Raw genomic sequence first — 18272 nt, 5'->3', positions numbered from 1 at the left:
ATAAAACCATTAATTATTTCTGAATGACGCGGTTGGAAACCGCATCACCTGGTTCAAAAAAAAAGCCCCGTCAGGGATTTGAATCCCTGACGGGGCTAATGGCTATACCGAATCTGTGGAAAACCCACTATCCGGATTAGAAACAATATTTATTTTCTTCAATCAGTTTGTCTGCAATACGGCGACGGGCATCTTTTACATTCACTGGCTTCACGCAGGTGAAATGGCTTATTCCACTCGCAAACAATTTTTGCTGCTCGCCCTCAGTAAACGAGTTGATAGCATCTTTAGCCTCTTTACGTACATACGCGGCAGTATCGTAAATAAACACGTCGAGTATATCTTTGTAAAGCGCCACATCCTGTCCCATTCCTTCTTTTTTCTGAACGCGCAACAAGGCTGACTCTGCCACGTACACCTTCATTATAATGTTTGAAATGTTATCAAGGATTTCCTGTTCACTCATCATCTGGCGTCCAAATTTTTCGGAAACCGCCTTCATCAGCATCAACCCTACTTTCTTGAAATTTTTCACTGCTGCCTTTTTGTTTTCATAGTAACCTTCCTCACAGCAACTGCAACCATTCAGACTTTCCAATCCATTGATGATCGACTCTCCTTGCAGGTACAAGTCGTAGTCTTTTTTGGCCCCACGTTTATTCAATGTATCGATGGTTACCAGGCGGTTAATCTCATTGGTTCCTTCAAAAATACGGTTAATGCGCGAGTCGCGGTAGCCTCGCTCAATAGGCATTTCAGACGAATACCCCATTCCACCATGAATTTGGACTCCCTCGTCCACCACATAATCAAGCGCCTCAGAACCATACACTTTCAGAATCGCTGCTTCAATGGCATATTCTTCAAAAGCTTTTACAATGGCTTCTTCTTTAGACAGAGTATCTGCGTGCATCTCGATATATTCATCCACATTGCGGCTGGCACGGTAAACTGCCGATTCGTTTGTAAATGTGCGGATAACCTGCTCTGCCAGTTTGTATTTAATGGCACCAAAAGATGAAATCAACTGGCCAAACTGTTTCCGCTCATTGGCATAATTCACCGACTGGTCGATGGCCATTTTTGCAGCGCCAATCACGTTACCCCCCAGCTTAATACGCCCCATATGTAAAATATCCAGGGCAATGCGGAATCCTTTACCACGACCCCACAACAAGTTCTCAACCGGTACTTTACAGTCTTCAAAGAAAATCTGTCGGGTAGAGGATCCTTTAATCCCCATCTTTTTCTCTTCCGGATTAAATTTCAGTCCCGGAAAATCACGTTCAATAATAAACGCGCTCAACACACGGTCGTTATCAATTTTGGCAAAAACAGTAAATACATCGGCAAAACCGGTGTTGGTAATCCACATTTTTTGTCCGTTCAAAATATAGTGTTTCCCATCTTCGGAAAGGGTTGCACGGGTTTTACCCGAATTGGCATCAGAGCCGGCACCCGGCTCAGTAAGGCAATAGGCTCCTGCCCATTCCCCTGAGGCCAGTTTAGGCAGATACTTCTGCTTTTGCTCATCATTTCCGAAATAAAGAATAGGCATAGAACCGATTCCGGTGTGGCAGGAATAGGTTACGGCAAACGAATATGCCGATCCCATTACTTCACTGGCCAGCATAGAAGTAACAAACGACTGACCGAAACCTTCCAGTTCTTCAGGAATCGAAATTCCGAGCAGCCCCAACTCCCCGGCTTTATCAAGCAGGCCCCGTACAAAACCTTCCTCCTGAATGTCAATACGATCAAGGTTTGGCATTACTTCGGTATCCAGAAAATCGCGGCAGGTTTCCGCAATCATTTTTTGTTCCTCGTCAAATTCTTCGGGGATAAAAATTTCACTGGCGTCAAGATCCTTCACCATAAACTCGCCGCCTTTTACATACTTTTTGGTTTCCATTATTATCTTTTTGTGTTTTTACAAATTCAACGACATGGCCACCAGTTCTGCCAAATCGTAATTTTTTATCTCTTCGTTTTTATTTTTGTATTTCAATCCGTCTGTAATCATCACCATACAATACGGACAGGCAGTTGCCACAATATTGGCTCCCGTTTCCAGCGCATCTTCAGTACGTTCGATGAACACTTCCTTGTTCCCTTTTTCAGCCTCCTTAAACATTTGTCCTCCACCGGCACCGCAACACAAAGCAAAACTTTTGTTACGCTTCATCTCGACAAAATCAGCCTGAATACTTTCAATAATTCTCCGTGGAGCGTTGTATTCGCCATTGGCGCGCCCCAGGTAACAAGGATCGTGGTAAGTAATTCTTTTTTCTTTGAACACATCCGAACTGAGACGTAATACCCCTCCTTCCATCTTTTCTTTCAGAAACTGCGAATGATGAATCACTTCAAAATCAGCTCCCAGATCAGGGTATTCATTTTTAAAGGTGTTGTACACATGCGGATCGCAGGTAATGACTTTTTTCACCTCGTACCCCTGCAACAGCTCAATATTCATCAGCGCCTGCATCTGGAAAAGCATTTCGTTTCCTGCCCGGCGGGCTACATCGCCACTGGAAGACTCTTCTGTTCCGAGCACAGCGTAATTCACTCCGAGGTGGGTCAGCACTTTCACAAAAGCCTGTGTAACCTTTTTGTAGCGGTCATCGAAGGCCCCTGCACTCCCAATCCAAAGCAGATAATCAGGCTTTTCACCTTTGGCAAATAAATCAGCCATCACCGGTACTTCCACTTTTACTTTTGTCATTTCCATTTTTTCTGATATTTAGTTTACCGGTTGGTTCATGTAAAGCTCATCTGCCCACTGCATCCTATCCTCCTGCGAAAACTGCCACGGAGCGCCGTTATTTTCTATATTGGAAAAAATCTGGTTCAGTTCGCCCGGCGCGGCTGACTGCTCCATCACAATATACCGGCGTAAATCAAGGATAATGGCCGGCTGATTGATATTGATGGGGCATTCCTGTGCACAGGCATTGCAGGTGGTGCATGCCCATAACTCTTCAGCAGTGATATAATCGCCCAGCAACGCTTTCCCGTCGCTCCACTCTTTTCCGTTTTTCACCATCTGCGGACCTTTTTCGCCCATCCGTTCACGCACATTCATCACAACTTTTCGTGGCGATAAAAGCTTCCCGGTCAGGTTAGCCGGACAAACCGAAGTACAACGCCCGCACTGGGTACAAGCCAGCGAATCGAGGTAGTTCTTCCAGGTAATATCTTCTATATCAAGCACACCAAAGCGTTCGACTGCCTCTTCCTCTCCTTCTGCCGGTTCTGCAAAAGCAGCCTCCGGGTCCATCATCAGCTTCACCTCTTTGGTAATGCTTTCCATGGTCTTCATTTTCCCTATTGGCGCCAGGTTACTCAAAAACACATTGGGAACCGACATAAACACATGGAAATGTTTGGAATAGGGAAGATAGTTGGCAAAAAAGAAAATTCCCAGGATATGCCCCCACCAGTTTATTTCATGCAAAAGGTGAGCTGACTGAGGAGAAATTCCTCCAAACCATCCGGCAAAAACCTGGCTTACAGGATAAATACCGACGAGTTCATGCCCTGCCATTTTCGCATCAAGAATGTAAAACGTATTCATTCCCAAAAGGGTAACCATGAGGAAAAAAATCAGCGACAAGGCAATGTTGGCATCAACATGCGAATGATGTTTCATTTCCACGCCGTTGAATCGTTTGATATGCATGAAGATCCTGCGAAACAAAAAGGCCATGATTAAAACACCAATAATCAGGGCAAAAATATCTCCTGACCCGAAAATAACATCGTACACTATACCCAGGAAGCCAAGCACACGTTCCGTTCCGGCAAGGCCATCTATAACCATTTCGATACTACCCACCAAAATAACCAAAAATCCCCACCATACCAGTGCGTGCATCATACCCACCACCGGACGGCGCAATATTTTGGTCTGACCAAATGCCACTTTCAAAGTCAGGGCAATCCGTTTACCAAAATCCGTTACAGGGAAAGCAGGTTTGGTTAATTTGAATAACGCCGCCAGCCGACTGATTGTCCATGCAAAAACGACCAGTGTGACAGCAAGGGCGACGGCAAAAAGAATTTGTTTTATCATCAATCCGGCTTATTTGTTTTTGGCTTCTTTCACTGCGTTGGTAAGCGCCGGCAAAACTTTCAACGCATCTCCAACGATACCGTAATCAGCATATTCAAAAACCGGTGCATCAGAATCAGTATTAATGGCAACAATACATTTAGAAGAGCTAATTCCTGCCATATGCTGAATGGCTCCTGAAATACCGGCAGCAATATAAAGGTTCGGAGCAATAATCTTTCCGGTCTGCCCGGTGTGTTCCTCATGCGGACGCCATCCTTCGTCGGAAACCGGCCGTGAACACGCAGTGGCTGCTTCCAAAACACCAGCCAGTTCTTCAATAACACCCCAATTATCAGATGATTTCATTCCCCGACCACCAGAAACAACAATTTCGGCATCGGTTAACAAAATCTTCCCGGTTTGTTTCTGAACATCTTTAACAACGGTTTTGGGTTCGCCCACTTCCGCGGCAAAAGACTCGACAGAGGCCTTGTTTTCAGTTTCAACCAACTCAAAAGAATTTTGCGTCAGGGTTAACACCTTTACGTCGGTTTTTAATACCACGTTAGCAAATGCTTTTCCCGAAAATACTTTTTTACAAACGGTAAAGGGCTCAGTAGATACAGGTAGTTTTATCAGACCTGCTCCCACTGCAGCTTTTAACCTGACCGAAAGCCGGGAAGCTACCGCCTTTCCTGTATTGTTATGCGAAATTATGATAACCTGCGCACCTTCTGCAACAGCTGCCTGCGCCAAAATATCGGTGTAAACCTGGTTGTCGAGGCTTTTCAGGTTTTCGCTTTCCACTTTTAAAATCTTATCCGCTCCGTAATTTCCCAGCTTACCAAGCTCAGTCTCATCCACTTTCCCGATGGAAACGGCGGAAACAGTGGAGCCAATCATTTCGGCTACTTTGGCGGCATAAGAAACCAGTTCGAACGTCGCTTTCTTAAATTTTCCATCCCAATTTTCAGTATAAACTAAAACTGACATATTCTGTAATTTTTTGTTCTGAATAAATTTTGATTAAAGCACTTTGGCCTCATTCTGGAGTAGCTCCACTAATGAAACCACATTCTCGGCATCCACCATTTTACAAGGAGGTTTGGGTTGTGGAAGCTCAAAACTAACATAGTCGGCAAGAGGTTCAACCGGAGTAACGGGAACCACATTCAATGGTTTTTTACGTGCCATCATTATTCCGCGCATAGCGGCAATACGGGGCTCTTTGGCAATCCCTTTCTGAACAACAGCCACAAAGGGTGCCGAAACAGTTACCTGTTCTTTCCCGCCATCGATATCGCGGGTCAGTTCCACTTCGCTTCCCTTAAGCTCCAATCCTGAGACAGCTGAAACAGAAGGAATTTCGAGAAATTCAGCCAGCATTCCTCCCATCATCGATCCATTATAATCACTCGATTCAATTCCGGAAAGAATAATATCAAAATTTTTATCTTTCACAGCTTCAGCAATTTGAGCAGCTACTGAAAAAGCATCTACCGGCTCGGCATCCACCCGAATGGCATCGTCGGCGCCAATGGCAAGTGCCTTGCGCATAGTAGGTTCAGCATCTTTTCCGCCAACTGTAATCACTGTAACTGAGTTTACCGGATTACCTGCATCTTCTTTCAACTCCATCGCGCGTGTCAGGGCCAATTCATCCCATGGATTGATGATCCACTGCACACCCGTTTTATCAAGGGCTTTACCGTCGCCAAACTTCACCTTGGTGGTGGTGTCCGGTACATTCCCCAAACAAACTAATATCTTCATCTGTATAAAATTTAAAGAAATTGTTTTTTACATAAGTCTGAAAAACAAAAGCCAATTTTCTTATTTAAACAAAATTGGATGACAAATATAAAAACTGAGTTCGTAGAAAAAAAAGGACTCAAATGTCTTGTACTCTGTTCATTCTCAAATGATTTTCTCTCAAACTCAACTTTGAAAGGGAAAAACCGCATTAAAATCAATGCCAGCAACGGTTTAAAACAATCAACCAAATACTTCCAAAATTTACAGGAAGAAAAATCTGTCTTATTTATTTAGAATTGGTTTAAGTAAAAAGGGACTGAACATCAGGAAAGATAGAAGTTTTCCGGTCTTCTATTTCGCATAAACCGGCAGAATAAAAGCAATAAAAACGTACTCAGGGATTATATCCCTCAATAATTTTTCCGTTTGAGCTCATTCCATGAGTGATTACAGCTCAACAGTCAAATAATTAGCAGATTTTCGATCAACCTGGATTCTCTCGGATCATCGGAATAAAAGAAAGGAATTTTTGTTAAAAACATGGATTTTTATAAATTCACCGCCGGAAATTTTCAAATCGAACCTAACCAAGTTCAAACAGGGGCTGCCTTCGGGCGGCCTTTTTGTTTAGTTTTCAGTGCAATCAGTTTCATATTCATTCAGGCTACCTCTCCGGCTCCGCATCAAACCGTTCGATAAAATCAGTTGACAATACCCTGAATTCTGTTCTGCGGTTAATTGCCCTGGCTGTTTCCTGTTGCTCTTCAGTCAGCTTCAAAATAAATTCTTCCGTAAGTTCGTCGCCCCGTTTCAGAAAATCGTATTGACGGGCCTGGTCACGTGTAACAGCTTTGGGCCAGGTTTCTCCGTAGCCTTTTGCCACCAGCCGTTGCGGGCTAATCCCTTTCTCAATCAGATAATCCACCACGCTTTGCGCCCGCTTCTGTGATAACTCAAAGTTAAACTGGTCGCTTCCCACATGGTCGGTGTGCGACATAATTTCAATCGTAATGGTTGGGTTCAGCATAAGGGTAGCCACCAGCGTATCAAGAGAAGATTTTGATTGCGGGAGCAACTCCCAGCTTCCAAATTCATAGTTGATATTATCAAGTTTAATGGGGGCATCGGTGGGAGTTAAAAACAACTCAAACCTGAAATCTTTACTGTCTTCCAGTCCAATGGTATTTGCCGAAGCCTTGTCACGCAGGTAGCCGTCTTTAAACGCAGCAAAAATATACTCAGTCTCGGGCTGAAGTTTCATTTGGAACTTTCCGTCTTGCGTACGTAGGCGAAGACTGGTGCCGTCCGTGCCAATAATACGTACATTGGCTCCATCAATTCTATTTCCGGTTTCTTTGTCGAATACTTCTCCATCTACCCTGAATATTTTCGGAGGTACTACAAACTCATACAAATCGTCGCCACGCGATCCTTTCCGGTTGGAGGTAAACATCCCCTTGTTTTCTCCTTCCACGTAGGCAATGCCAAAATCGTCCGATGGAGAATTGACCGGATACCCCATGTTTTCTACTGTCCAGGTACCGTCATCATTTTTCACCGCCCTGAAAATATCGAGTCCTCCCATCCCCATGTGGTAGTTCGAAGAAAAATAAAGCTCCCCGTTGTCTCTTGAAAACGGAAACATTTCATCACCTGGTGTATTAATTGCTTCCCCGAGGTTAACAGGATTGGCATAAGCACCGCCAACCTTCTCCGCTTTCCAAATATCTTTCCCGCCAAAACCGCCCGGCATATCAGAAACAAAATAAAGTTCGGAACCATCGTAACTAAGCGCCGGATGGGCTGCAATGAGGCTGTCTCCCACTACTTGCACCTTTATGGGATCAGACCACGATCCTCGTGATTGGGAAGTAGAATAAAGTTCTGCTCCCAATGCCTGAGATTTGTCGTAACGGCACCGTGTAAAAATCATTTGTTCCCCCGTAGGTGAAAGTGTTGCTGCACCTTCCTCTTCTCCTGTATTTATCACGAAATTTTCATCCAGTAACTGCGGTTGTTCCCATTTTTGTCGTTGAATGCTGAATGTCGCCCTGAACAAATCGGTATAATCCTGCCCGGTAATCATACTTTCCTTTTTCCCGGTGGAAGCCTTCCGGGACGAAGTAAAAATCACTTCATTGTCGCGCCCCCCCACAAAAACAGGGGCATAATCGCTTTCCCGTGAGTTGATTTCCTTGATAGGATTAACAATGTGCCGGGAAGGATTGGCTACCCACTCCTGTGTTTTTCGTATCGCTTCCAGTCCGGCCCGTGCCCGCTCGTCTCCGGGTATGGTATCAAGATACATCCTGTAGGTTTCAATGGCTTCTTCATAATCCTGGGCAGACCGTAGCATTTCGGCCAGGTCCAGCAGGGCGGCAGGATCCCCATACCCACGTCGAATGGCATTGCGGTAATACAATGCAGCCCGTTCATAGTCGCCAATATAATGGTAACACTCAGCAATGGCATAAGCATATTCCCGGCGTTTCACGCGGTCTTTTTCCTTACGGCTTGCTTTCCTGTATTTTTCAATCGCTTTATAATATTCCCCAATTTCGTGGGAAAGAAGCGCATCCCGACCCATTTTTCCTGCGCCACAGGAAAATAAAACAACTGTAAAAAATAAAAAAATAAGTAGCCTGAAGTATCTATTCATCCCCATAAATCCTTTCGGAAGGTAAAAGTAAATTATTTTTTTTATTGACTGTAAAAATAACGTCTTAATACTGTTTTAAGTATATCATTAAAAAAGAGGCTTCGCCGGATACGAAGCCTCTTTAAAATCAGAGATTTATGAATTAAAATTCAAACATTTTCCCTTTGTCGGTTACCTCCCGGCATTACTAAATCAGACCATCAGACAACCTCTGGTAAAATATAAGGCGCACGGTAATTCCGGCTAAGCATGGCGTTTGCTTCATTTTCACCTTCTCCGATAAAACGTTCAGCCACCGGATCAAACTCGAGCTGACGTCCCAAACGATACGAGATATTTCCCAGGTGAGCCAGGGAAGAAGACAAATGACCTGTTTGTACAGGCCCGTTCTGAATACTCATATCCCGGGCGCGAATGGCATCGAACCAGTTTTGGAAATGAAGGGTAAGTTCCCCTTCTTCCGAACGCGATGGTCCAGGTTCCCGATCCCTGCCCAGATACGTTTCGTAAGTGCCATACCCTTTGATTACCATGTAACCTTTTTCGCCATAAAAGATATTGCCTACCCCGGCACCGTCTTCCTGGTTTGTACACCAGTTGCGCACCTCAAACTGAATGATTTTTTTCTCCTTAGGATAGTGGTAAACCGAAGTCAGAATTTCCGGCACCTCCTTACAATCGTCCCAAAGGAATTTTCCACCCATGGAAGTTATCTGTTCAGGAAGGCTGTCAACACCAAGACCCCACATGCACAAATCCGTTTCGTGGATCCCCTGGTTTCCCACATCGCCGTTTCCGTAATCCCAATGCCAATGCCAGTTATAATGCACCAGGTTTCGTGAAAACGGACGAAGGGGAGCCGGTCCGGTCCACAAATCATAATCAAGGCCGGAAGGTACTTGAGAAATCCCTTTGTCACCGATATCGGGACGCCAGCGAAATACCAGTCCTCGTGCCATATAAACACGGCCAATGAGCCCTTCTTCCAGATGTTTTACTGCTTCGCGAATGGCAACGGAACTACGCAACTGTACCCCATTCTGAACAATGCGGTTGTACTTGTAGGCGGCCTCGATCATCTTTTTACCTTCATAAATATTATGGGTGGCCGGTTTTTCCACATACACATCCTTTCCCGCCTGACATGCCCAAACAGTTTGCAATGCATGCCAATGGTTGGGTGTAGCAAGAGCAACAGCATCAATGGTTTTATCGTCGTAGGTTTTCCTGAAATCCTGTTCGATCGCTACTTCTTTGCCATATTTATCCTTAAATTCTTTAGCGCGTTCCCGCAAAATGTCCATATCCGGATCACACATAACAGCAACTTCCACGTTGGCTTTATCTGAAAGCCCCATTATTTCACTGACATGTGATTTCCCCCTTCCGTTCATTCCCAGGACAGCGACACGGATGCGGTCATTTGCGCCTTTAGCACCTGCCGGCAAAATGGTAGGGGCCTCCACTGTTTTTCCCTCCAGCAGATTGGGTGCAACAGTTGCGAACAAAGCCCCCGTTGCGGCATTCTTAATGAAAGATCTTCTTGAGTTTTTCTTGTCCTTTTCCATGATTTTATTGATTTAAGTACTAAAAAGAATCAGAATTGGCAAAAAAAACGGAATTTCCCTTTCAGAAAAATTCCGTCTCGCAGCTTTTATAAAGTTGGTTCCCAGCCCGGTTCATAATCGCGACTCCACAATTTCATCGCATCGCGGTCGAACATTCGGCCTGTCATATCATCTATATCAAACCCCTTCCCTATACGGTAAGCAATATTGGAATAATGTACCATTGCCATGCTAATATTTGCATCGTCAATAGGCGCATTCAAATTAGCTTTTCCACGAATAGCATCGAAAAAGTTGATTACGTGGGTAGTAGTTGTATCTCCACCGCCTCCGAGGGCCGTGCCAGCTTCACTGGTAGCTGATTTATTATCTTTCACTACTTTCCCATCCCTGTCATACAATATATATTTACCTCTGTCTACAAAAACAGCCCCCTCGCTTCCGTAAATTATAGTTCCACGGCCACCTCCGTAAGTATCGTAGCCATTACGACTTTTACCGTCCCATTTAATGATTTTATCCCCGGCAAACCGGAAGGTTGCATCCATTGTATCGTACATTTCCCAGCCATCGTTTACAAAATGACGTTTGGCCGCTTCCACGTCCACTCTCATGGGCAGATCCACCTGTAATGCCCACCGGGCAACATCTAACTCATGAGTCGCGTTATTTCCGGCTTCTGCTGTTCCATAGTCCCATCCGTACCAGTGCCAGTTATAATCCCAGGTTTCAACGGTGTATCCACGACGTGGTGCAGGCCCCTGGAAAAGGTCCCAGTCAAGTCCTGCGGGAGCGGATGCTTTCTTTTGTAACGGTACTTCACCCCTGTCATTCGTATAAAAAGCTAAAGCTTTGTAAGGAGTTCCGATAATTCCATTATGAATTTCCTTTATGATACTGATGGTATGAGCGGAGGAACGTTGCTGGTTCCCCATCTGCACTACCTTATTCAGCTTTTTCGCCGCTGCCACCAGTAGTTCGTTCTCGAACATATTGTGACTGCTTGGTTTTTCCACATACACATGCTTTCCTCCTTTCATGGCCATCACTGAGCCCGGAGTGTGCCAGTGGTCCGGTGTGGCATTGAACAGAGCGTCGACCTTTGGATCGTCAATCACCTTACGGATATCATTTTCAAGCTTCGGTTGATAGTCGATGTGACTGGAAAAGTTTTTCAGCGCCTTCTCGCGCTGTTTTTCCATCACGTCACACAAATAGACCAATTCAACATTCGCTTCCTTTTTTGCTATTGGTTCGTAATAAGCTCCCAGTCTGCGTCCAAGCCCCACGATAGCCACATGTAACCTTTCGTTAGACCCAATAATACGGCTGTAACTTTTGGCCGACATTCCCATGGCAGAACCACCTACTGCTATTCCGGCAGCACCGGCTGTAACTTTTTTAATAAAATCTCTTCTGTTTGCACTCATTTTATTCTTAACTCTTTTGTTTTTTATTCGTTTCAGATTGTTCATTTTTCAGCTAAATACCCGAGAAACCTGAATAACTGAAACTAAACTACTCTACACTAAACCATTGCCATTATCCCTTTGACATAGCCAAACGACTCCATCATTCCGGGTTGCGGATCATCGGCTTCGGCCTCGTATTCAAGCGCAAGGGTTCCATTGTATTTCATCTTTACCAAAGCTTTAATAAATGACGGGAAGTTAATAACCCCGCGCCCGATAATACACGTTTTCCCCTCAGCTGTTGCTGCACTTACATCCTTTATATGAATGTCAAAAACACGATCAAAAAAATCTTTCACATCCTGTTCAGGATCACGGTTAATCCGCTTGGTATGCCCTATATCAACGCATAACCCCATCCGGTTATCCCTGTTTTTAATCAAATTATAGGCACTTTCCGCACTGGGGTACAATTTGTCGCCAGGCCCGTGGTTATGAATAGCCAGCTTAATGTCGTACTGCTTTACTTTCTCTTCCACATAATCCAGCAATTCATGGTTGGGAACCCCAACAATCATGTCCATCTCAGCGGTTTTAGCGTATTCGAAAGCCTGATCTACTTCCTTTTTGGTTTTCATGTAAATAACGCCGCCTCCATAAAGCGCTACCCCTTTTTCTTTGCATAAAGCAACGGCCTTTTTAATCGTTGCTTTATCAGAATCAAGAGGCAAATGCATGCTTTTAAATGTGATCCGGTTGACCCCGCAACGAAGGGTCATGTCCAAAGCTTCTTCCTGCGAAAACTTACGCAATGTATAAGATGCCACACCAAGCTGAAACCTAAATGTACCTTTCGCTGCTTCTACTTTTGTTGCAGAAGCCTTTGCCAACCCCGGGAGGGCAGCTGCTGCCGCTCCAATTCCGGCAGCTTTCAAAAAACTTCTTCTACTTGCCATGTTATAATTCTCTAATTTTTATACTTCTGAAATGCACTTCATCATTATGTTCCTGGATATGAATGGGACCCCTTTCAGCCATTCCAAACCCTTCACGTTCGGCAAATTTACTTCCGGCTACCAGCTTATTAAATTCTTCGCTTCCGCGGGTAAACTCAACCACCTTACGCCCGTTGAGCCAATGCTCAACCCGGTTGTCGGGAAAAAGAATGATACGTCCCTGGTTCCATTCACCAACACCTTTTACAAAACGAGCATCCTTTACTGCAGGGATCAAATCATACAGAGAAGCCAGCGTTTGATTATCATTCAACTCCCCTTTAAGAACAGGATAATTCTTATCGTCGATAACCTGATATTCTAACCCAACAGAGGGGCCATTATTCCCCAATCCGTATTTGATACCGCTGTTGGCACCTTCCGTAAACATAAAATCAAACTTCAATTCAAAAGGACCAAACTCTTCCTTTGTTATAATACTGTTTCCCTTTCCTCCTTCCAGAACAGTTAACATGCCGTCACTAACCTGCCATCCTTCTGCAGGAAATGTATCGCCTTCCACACTTTTAAAATTATCGGCAGTTTGTCCGTCGAAAAGCAATTTGAAACCCTGCTCTTTTTCCGCCCCGCTCAAATTGTTGGGGACAAGGTTTACCACATATACTCCTTCATTTGGAGAAGGTTCCAGATTTTCAGTTTTGATGCGGATATTTCTCCATTTGATTTGCCGGCCTTCTTTTTCTTTACTGCTGCCTATCCCGTGCACCTGCAAAGCAATAAAACCTTTGGGTGTCATGTCGTCAATCAAGTGTGACACCGGCACTCCGTTTAGCCAGGTTTTAATTGAATTGCCAATGCATTCGATACGGTAACGGTTCCATTCTCCCATTTTGAGGGCAGGCTTGGCATCGGGATTTAAATCCAAAGGATACAACCAACCGCGACGTGCTTCATCAAAAATACCGGCGCTCCAGGCCCGGTCAGAAGGATCTACTTCGCATTGGTAACCGTGAACGCGACCATTATTGTATTCCGGCTTGCTCTCGCTCCTAAACTGGATTCCCGAATTCATATTCGCTTCCACCAGCAATTCAACCTCGAAAATAAAATCAGAATAGTCCTGTTCTGTGCATAAAAATGAGTTGGGTGTATTCACTACAGTTGTACCGACAATCATGCCGTCAACCACTTCGTATTTTGCTTCACCATTCAGTTGTTTCCAACCGGTTAAGTCTTTACCGTTAAACAATTCGGTCCAGCCATCATCCGGACCTGAAGCACAACTATTTAAAATAAGGATTGCAATGGAAAAATACAGGATTCTCTTCATTTTTTTAATTTAAAGTTTATTTGAATCTTAAAATGGTCTCCGTGTACGAACACGGCACATACAAAAATAGTCATTTTTTTGAATTGTGTCATGATGTTGCACAACAGAAATTAAGAATTTGATGACAGGAATAAACGATAATATTATCCGCAAAAAAAATCATCCTGCCATTCAGGACAAAAAGATTATTTACTTAAGTTCCAGTGGCTGAATGTTTTTGAAACCTCCCCCTCTTACTTTTTCAAAAACACGAAGCATCTCCTGCAGTTTTTCAGGATTTTCTTCGGCTAAATTCTTTCGCTGACCTAAATCTTCTTCCAGATTATACAACTGAAAACCGGAGGAGTTACCCAACTCAATGTTAACCTGTTTATTCACCGCTGGCCCGTCATAAGGCGGAATCATCACCCAATTTCCTTTTCGGAGGGCTGTCCGGGAAGTAGCTTCCAGGACGAGTTCTTCACGCCCTTCCTTGCTTTTCCCAAGCAGCACATCCAGCAGTTCCTGACTATCCGGCCCCCGGGTTTCACTTCCAACCAGTTCTGCAAGAGAAGACAGCAAGTCAAGCTGACATACAAAAGCCTCTGAAACCATCGGGTCAATTTTCCCTTTCCAGGACGTAACAAACGGCACCCGTGTCCCGGCTTCAAACAGACTGTATTTTCCACCCCTGAGTGGCCCCCATGGAGTGTGGTCGCCTAACCGCATCTCCGCTCCGTCATAATAGCCATCATTCAAAACAGGCCCGTTATCGCTTGAAAAAATGATCAGTGTATTTTCAAGTATTCCTTCTTTTTCCAGCGTTTCCATAAATTGCCCGATGCACCAGTCGGCTTCCACAATCACATCGCCGCGCGGCCCCATTCCCGATGTGCCGGCAAATCGTGGGTGAGGCGTGCGAGGCACATGCGGCTGCTGAAGTGCATAGTACAGAAAAAATGGTTTGTTTTTATTTTTACGAATATACTCTTTGGCCTTTTCGAGAAACGTGTCGGCCATCTCCTCATCTTTCCATTTGGCTTTCTCGCCGCCCTTCATGAAGCCAATTCGGGGAATCCCGTTGACAATGCTGTTAAAATGTCCGTGTTCCCATTGTACTCTCAACAGTTCGGGATTATCTTTCCCGGTAGGTTCCCCTTCAAAATTATGCTGGTAATCCACCTGAATGGGATCATTTTCGTCCAGGCCAACTACATACCCGTTTTCAATGTAAACGGTAGGAACCCTGTCCTGGGTAGCTGCCATAACAAAGGAATAATCAAACCCTACCTCATTGGGGCCCGGAGTAATCTTGCGGTTCCAGTCTACATTTCCAGAACCGAGGCCGAGATGCCATTTCCCAACCACTCCCGTGGTGTATCCTGCCTCTTTCATCATTTTGGGAATCGTCATCTGGGAGGTGCCTATCAACAAAGGCGCCGTTCCGGGAAGAATCTTTGCATTCTCATTGCGCCAGGGGTATTGCCCTGTTAACAACGCATACCGGCTGGGAGTGCAGGTTGCAGACGAAGCATATCCGTTGGTAAACCGGATGCCGCTTTCAGCCAGTTTATCCATGTGGGGTGTTTGAAGTTCAGTAGCGCCATAAACACCCACATCACCATACCCCAAATCGTCCATATAAATAACCACCACATTCGGTTTCTCCGTAGCAAACCCGCCTAAACTCATAAAACCTGCCACCACCAGCAAGACAGAAAGTCGAAGAATCGCCTGAATCCGATTTCCCGTTATAAGTTTCATAATTGTTTGATTTTAAATATTTAATAATCCAAAGATAACTCCAATCATTGATCTTTAATAATAATCATTCATTTTTTGCCTGTTTGTTTTTCCCCGAATTCCAATTCATTGCTCCACCAATTCCGTGTCTATTCTGCAAAACCAGTACCCCGGGTCCCATTCGCCAATTCTCCGGAAGTCTGTGAAGGGCATTCAACACTTTTATCCAATATTCCTCGCTGATTCATTGGTATTCTATTGGGGCATGCCATTTTACGGATACACATTCAGGCAGTATATTATTCAGAGTGTGCCCCAAGTTTCTTTTATCCTTTGCCTTCATTGAAATACTTCCGGATACGCCAATAATCAAACAGATTTTCCGATATTTGGCCCAATATTCTGACAGAAAACATTCGACATGAGTATCCCGGTCATTTTTGTAGCCGTCTATTTCCTGCTTGTTGTATTGCTGGGTATTCTCTCCTGGTTTAAAATAAAAACGCCCGCTGACTATTATGTTGCCGGGAAAAAGGCACGACTCATCCCTGTTTCGGGCAGTTTGCTGGCTACCATCCTGGGCGGATCGGCCATATTGGGCACCATCGAATTGAGCCAAAGTACAGGCTGGGCGGCACTGTGGTTCCTTTTTTGTGCCGCTTTAGGGTTGTTTGTTCTGGCACCGCTGGCCAAATATGTGAGCCGGTATGGAAAATTCACGTTGCCCGGGTTGCTCGGTCATTTTTTCGGAGAGAGGGCAAGGTTTATCGCGTCAATTATTATTCCCATAGCCTGGCTGGGTATTGTAGGAGCACAAATTATTGCCGCTGCCAAAATACTTTCCGGGCTCGAAATCATCAGTTACTCCAACGCCGCTATTTTTGCTGGGGTTGTATTCTTGCTTTACACCCTGGCCGGCGGGCAGGTCAGCATCCTGAAAACCGATACGCTACAGTCAATCCTTATTGTAGCAGGACTGGCAGCATTAACTGTTTTTGCTTCCCGCACTCCTGAGGCTGCCAGCATGCCGAAACTAAATGCAGAAGCGCTTTTCAACGACTCTTTTTCCGGAATCGACTTGCTTATTCTCCTACTCACCTACTCTGTTACTTTTGTTGTAGGCCCCGACATTTACTCCCGCGTTTTTTGTGCGAAAGATGAAAAAACGGCCACCAGAAGCATTCTGATTGTCGCATTTTTACTGCTCCCTATTTCCTTTGTGTTGACCTACCTCGGTATTTTTTCCGGGCAAACCAGTGGAGAAGAAATTATTTCTTTTGCCCAACACCTGCTGCCCGACTGGTTCTACGGACTCTTTATTGCCGCGTTACTTTCAGCAGTGATGTCCTCTGCGGATACAACTCTGCTTACTTCCTCACTTATTCTCAGCGAACTGTTTCACAAGGACATGGAAGAAAGGAACGCCCTGCAACTTACCCGAATTTTCATTGTAATACTGGGTAGCCTGAGCATTGTCATTGCGCTGTTCGTCACTTCTATTTTACAGTCGCTGCTGCTGGCACTCACCTTTTTTTCGGGTGCATTTGTAGTGCCGATGCTCGCCGGGCTACTGAAATTGAAAGTGGTAAATAAGCAGGTGACCTCAGCCATCCTTGCAGGTGGTTTTGTGGCGCTGGCAGGTAAACTCATCAACCTCTGGGGCGCTTCTACTTTAGGAAACCTGGTCATAATTCTGGCTTTTGCGGTGAATGCATTATTCTTGTTTGTGTCGCTGAGTAAAAGGGAAAAGGAATAATCCCTTTTCTTCACTGAATCTTTGAAGATGTGTTTCCGGTACATAACTAAACCTTTCGAATAATTTCGAGTACCGGGTATATCCGGTAATTTAGATAGCCTTCAGTTATATAGCCGATCACAATAATTTACCTTATTTTATCACATGCAAACAGGAAAGTGCAATCCGCTCCACATTCATACATCTCATAGAAAAACAATTAGTCTTTTATGATTTGTACAATTTCCCGAATTCTCGTCAATTCAAATTTTTCATTCCCGCAATCAATCTGCTCCACAGGATAGTTCTCAATAAAATGATTAAAGTCCTGACAGTTACGAAAAATATTAAACTCCTTTGCTTCGATATCCCATACGACACCTGTACCAAATTGTGTTGTTACAGGGTACGAATTATCAATTGCCTCTCCTAATTCCCTTCCAACAATGCCACCAACACCTGCAGCTACTCCGCTACTCAGTCCGGCTTGCCAGTGGTTGACCAGTCCGGCTTCTGCATAAAAATATTTTTCACCCCATATTGTAACTAGTACAAATGCATTCATGGAAGAGGCCGGGGATAATGATTTATCGGCCTTATTTTTATATTTCAGAATGGCCCAATTGCTGAAATACAAGTCGCCGTTATATGAAACAGCAAATATTTTTTTAATCCGCTTGTTTGTCTCTTTGTCTAAAAAGTAACATCTGTGTATTACTGAATCGGTATCATTAATTAATGCTATTTCTTTTATAACCAATGGACGAATCTCCGATGGTTTCTTATTGATAAAATCTTCTTTTGTTTTATATAATCCATCCGGATATCCAATACTTTCAAAAAGGGGCTGTCCCTGAGAAAAACTCAAACCACTCAAAAAAAGCAATATTATTAAAGTAATTCGTTGTACTATCATTCACAAATTTTTATCATCATCTAAAGACGCATCAAAATTAAAGAATCCACCCTCAAAGAAGGTGGACTTATAAAAAGGCCCCTATAAGGGGCCAAAGTTGAGCCGCTGCTGCTCTTCGAGACGTTCTTGATCTTCTTGAAATTTCACGTACTTCTTGATTTT

13 protein-coding genes are annotated in these 18272 nt (G+C 44.3%); 1 reads left to right on the top strand and 12 read right to left on the bottom strand.

All coding sequences use genetic code 11. The annotated features are described in order from the left end of the window. Positions 1–136 precede the first annotated feature (136 nt). The 11 genes from D1164_RS22085 to D1164_RS22030 all read right to left on the bottom strand — a co-directional run bounded on the left by D1164_RS22085 (position 137) and on the right by D1164_RS22030 (position 15480). Positions 137–1912, bottom strand: coding sequence for an acyl-CoA dehydrogenase family protein (locus D1164_RS22085; protein WP_119352086.1), 1776 nt, complete (start codon positions 1910–1912; stop codon positions 137–139). An 18-nt stretch (positions 1913–1930) separates the two neighbouring features. After that, on the bottom strand, positions 1931–2731 hold the full coding sequence (locus tag D1164_RS22080) for a (Fe-S)-binding protein (RefSeq protein ID WP_241558315.1): 801 nt from the start codon (positions 2729–2731) through the stop codon (positions 1931–1933). 12 nt (positions 2732–2743) lie between these two features. Continuing rightward, positions 2744–4075, bottom strand: coding sequence for a (Fe-S)-binding protein (locus D1164_RS22075; protein WP_119352085.1), 1332 nt, complete (start codon positions 4073–4075; stop codon positions 2744–2746). Positions 4076–4084: 9 nt separating this feature from the next. Then, positions 4085–5050, bottom strand: coding sequence for an electron transfer flavoprotein subunit alpha/FixB family protein (locus D1164_RS22070; RefSeq protein ID WP_119352084.1), 966 nt, complete (start codon positions 5048–5050; stop codon positions 4085–4087). A gap of 33 nt (positions 5051–5083) precedes the next feature. Beyond that, positions 5084–5830, bottom strand: coding sequence for an electron transfer flavoprotein subunit beta/FixA family protein (locus tag D1164_RS22065; RefSeq protein ID WP_119352083.1), 747 nt, complete (start codon positions 5828–5830; stop codon positions 5084–5086). A 646-nt stretch (positions 5831–6476) separates the two neighbouring features. Continuing rightward, positions 6477–8471 carry a PorE family type IX secretion system protein gene (gene porE, locus D1164_RS22055; protein ID WP_172594590.1) on the bottom strand — a complete coding sequence of 665 codons (1995 nt, stop codon included), beginning with the start codon at positions 8469–8471 and terminating at the stop codon, positions 6477–6479. Between the two features lie 200 nt (positions 8472–8671). Next, on the bottom strand, positions 8672–10039 hold the full coding sequence (locus D1164_RS22050) for a Gfo/Idh/MocA family protein (protein WP_119352080.1): 1368 nt from the start codon (positions 10037–10039) through the stop codon (positions 8672–8674). A gap of 86 nt (positions 10040–10125) precedes the next feature. After that, the gene (locus tag D1164_RS22045) at positions 10126–11469 is read right to left on the bottom strand and encodes a Gfo/Idh/MocA family protein (RefSeq protein ID WP_119352101.1); all 1344 of its coding nucleotides are present in this window, start codon (positions 11467–11469) and stop codon (positions 10126–10128) included. Between the two features lie 98 nt (positions 11470–11567). Then, positions 11568–12407, bottom strand: a complete 840-nt coding sequence (locus D1164_RS22040) for a sugar phosphate isomerase/epimerase family protein (protein ID WP_119352079.1) — start codon at positions 12405–12407, stop codon at positions 11568–11570. 1 nt (position 12408) lies between these two features. Beyond that, complete coding sequence (locus D1164_RS22035) at positions 12409–13737, bottom strand: 3-keto-disaccharide hydrolase (protein WP_119352078.1); 1329 nt, start codon at positions 13735–13737, stop codon at positions 12409–12411. 189 nt (positions 13738–13926) lie between these two features. After that, a complete protein-coding gene (locus tag D1164_RS22030) occupies positions 13927–15480 on the bottom strand; it encodes a sulfatase family protein (protein WP_119352077.1) in 1554 nt (517 codons plus the stop codon). Between the two features lie 400 nt (positions 15481–15880). On the opposite strand from D1164_RS22030, the gene D1164_RS22025 reads away from it, so the two are divergent. Continuing rightward, complete coding sequence (locus tag D1164_RS22025; RefSeq protein WP_119352076.1) at positions 15881–17215, top strand: sodium:solute symporter family protein; 1335 nt, start codon at positions 15881–15883, stop codon at positions 17213–17215. A 199-nt stretch (positions 17216–17414) separates the two neighbouring features. On the opposite strand, the gene D1164_RS22020 is transcribed toward D1164_RS22025, so the two are convergent. After that, positions 17415–18110: a hypothetical protein gene (locus tag D1164_RS22020; RefSeq protein ID WP_119352075.1), complete on the bottom strand. Its 696-nt coding sequence runs from the start codon at positions 18108–18110 to the stop codon at positions 17415–17417. Between the last annotated feature and the right edge of the window lie 162 nt (positions 18111–18272).

It is taken from the genome of Mariniphaga sediminis (assembly GCF_003573545.1).
GTDB lineage: Bacteria > Bacteroidota > Bacteroidia > Bacteroidales > Prolixibacteraceae > Mariniphaga > Mariniphaga sediminis.
The sequence above is the reverse complement of the archived record's forward strand: the minus strand, read 5'-3'. Positions and strand labels throughout refer to the sequence as shown.

Bases quoted from the DNA above. Each gene is read 5' to 3' on its own strand.
- D1164_RS22085 (WP_119352086.1), bottom strand. From the start codon at position 1,912: ATGGAAACCAAAAAGTATGTAAAAGGCGGCGAGTTTATGGTGAAGGAT.
- D1164_RS22080 (WP_241558315.1), bottom strand. From the start codon at position 2,731: ATGGAAATGACAAAAGTAAAAGTGGAAGTACCGGTGATGGCTGATTTA.
- D1164_RS22075 (WP_119352085.1), bottom strand. From the start codon at position 4,075: ATGATAAAACAAATTCTTTTTGCCGTCGCCCTTGCTGTCACACTGGTC.
- D1164_RS22070 (WP_119352084.1), bottom strand. From the start codon at position 5,050: ATGTCAGTTTTAGTTTATACTGAAAATTGGGATGGAAAATTTAAGAAA.
- D1164_RS22065 (WP_119352083.1), bottom strand. From the start codon at position 5,830: ATGAAGATATTAGTTTGTTTGGGGAATGTACCGGACACCACCACCAAG.
- porE (WP_172594590.1), bottom strand. From the start codon at position 8,471: ATGAATAGATACTTCAGGCTACTTATTTTTTTATTTTTTACAGTTGTT.
- D1164_RS22050 (WP_119352080.1), bottom strand. From the start codon at position 10,039: ATGGAAAAGGACAAGAAAAACTCAAGAAGATCTTTCATTAAGAATGCC.
- D1164_RS22045 (WP_119352101.1), bottom strand. From the start codon at position 11,469: ATGAGTGCAAACAGAAGAGATTTTATTAAAAAAGTTACAGCCGGTGCT.
- D1164_RS22040 (WP_119352079.1), bottom strand. From the start codon at position 12,407: ATGGCAAGTAGAAGAAGTTTTTTGAAAGCTGCCGGAATTGGAGCGGCA.
- D1164_RS22035 (WP_119352078.1), bottom strand. From the start codon at position 13,737: ATGAAGAGAATCCTGTATTTTTCCATTGCAATCCTTATTTTAAATAGT.
- D1164_RS22030 (WP_119352077.1), bottom strand. From the start codon at position 15,480: ATGAAACTTATAACGGGAAATCGGATTCAGGCGATTCTTCGACTTTCT.
- D1164_RS22025 (WP_119352076.1), top strand. From the start codon at position 15,881: ATGAGTATCCCGGTCATTTTTGTAGCCGTCTATTTCCTGCTTGTTGTA.
- D1164_RS22020 (WP_119352075.1), bottom strand. From the start codon at position 18,110: ATGATAGTACAACGAATTACTTTAATAATATTGCTTTTTTTGAGTGGT.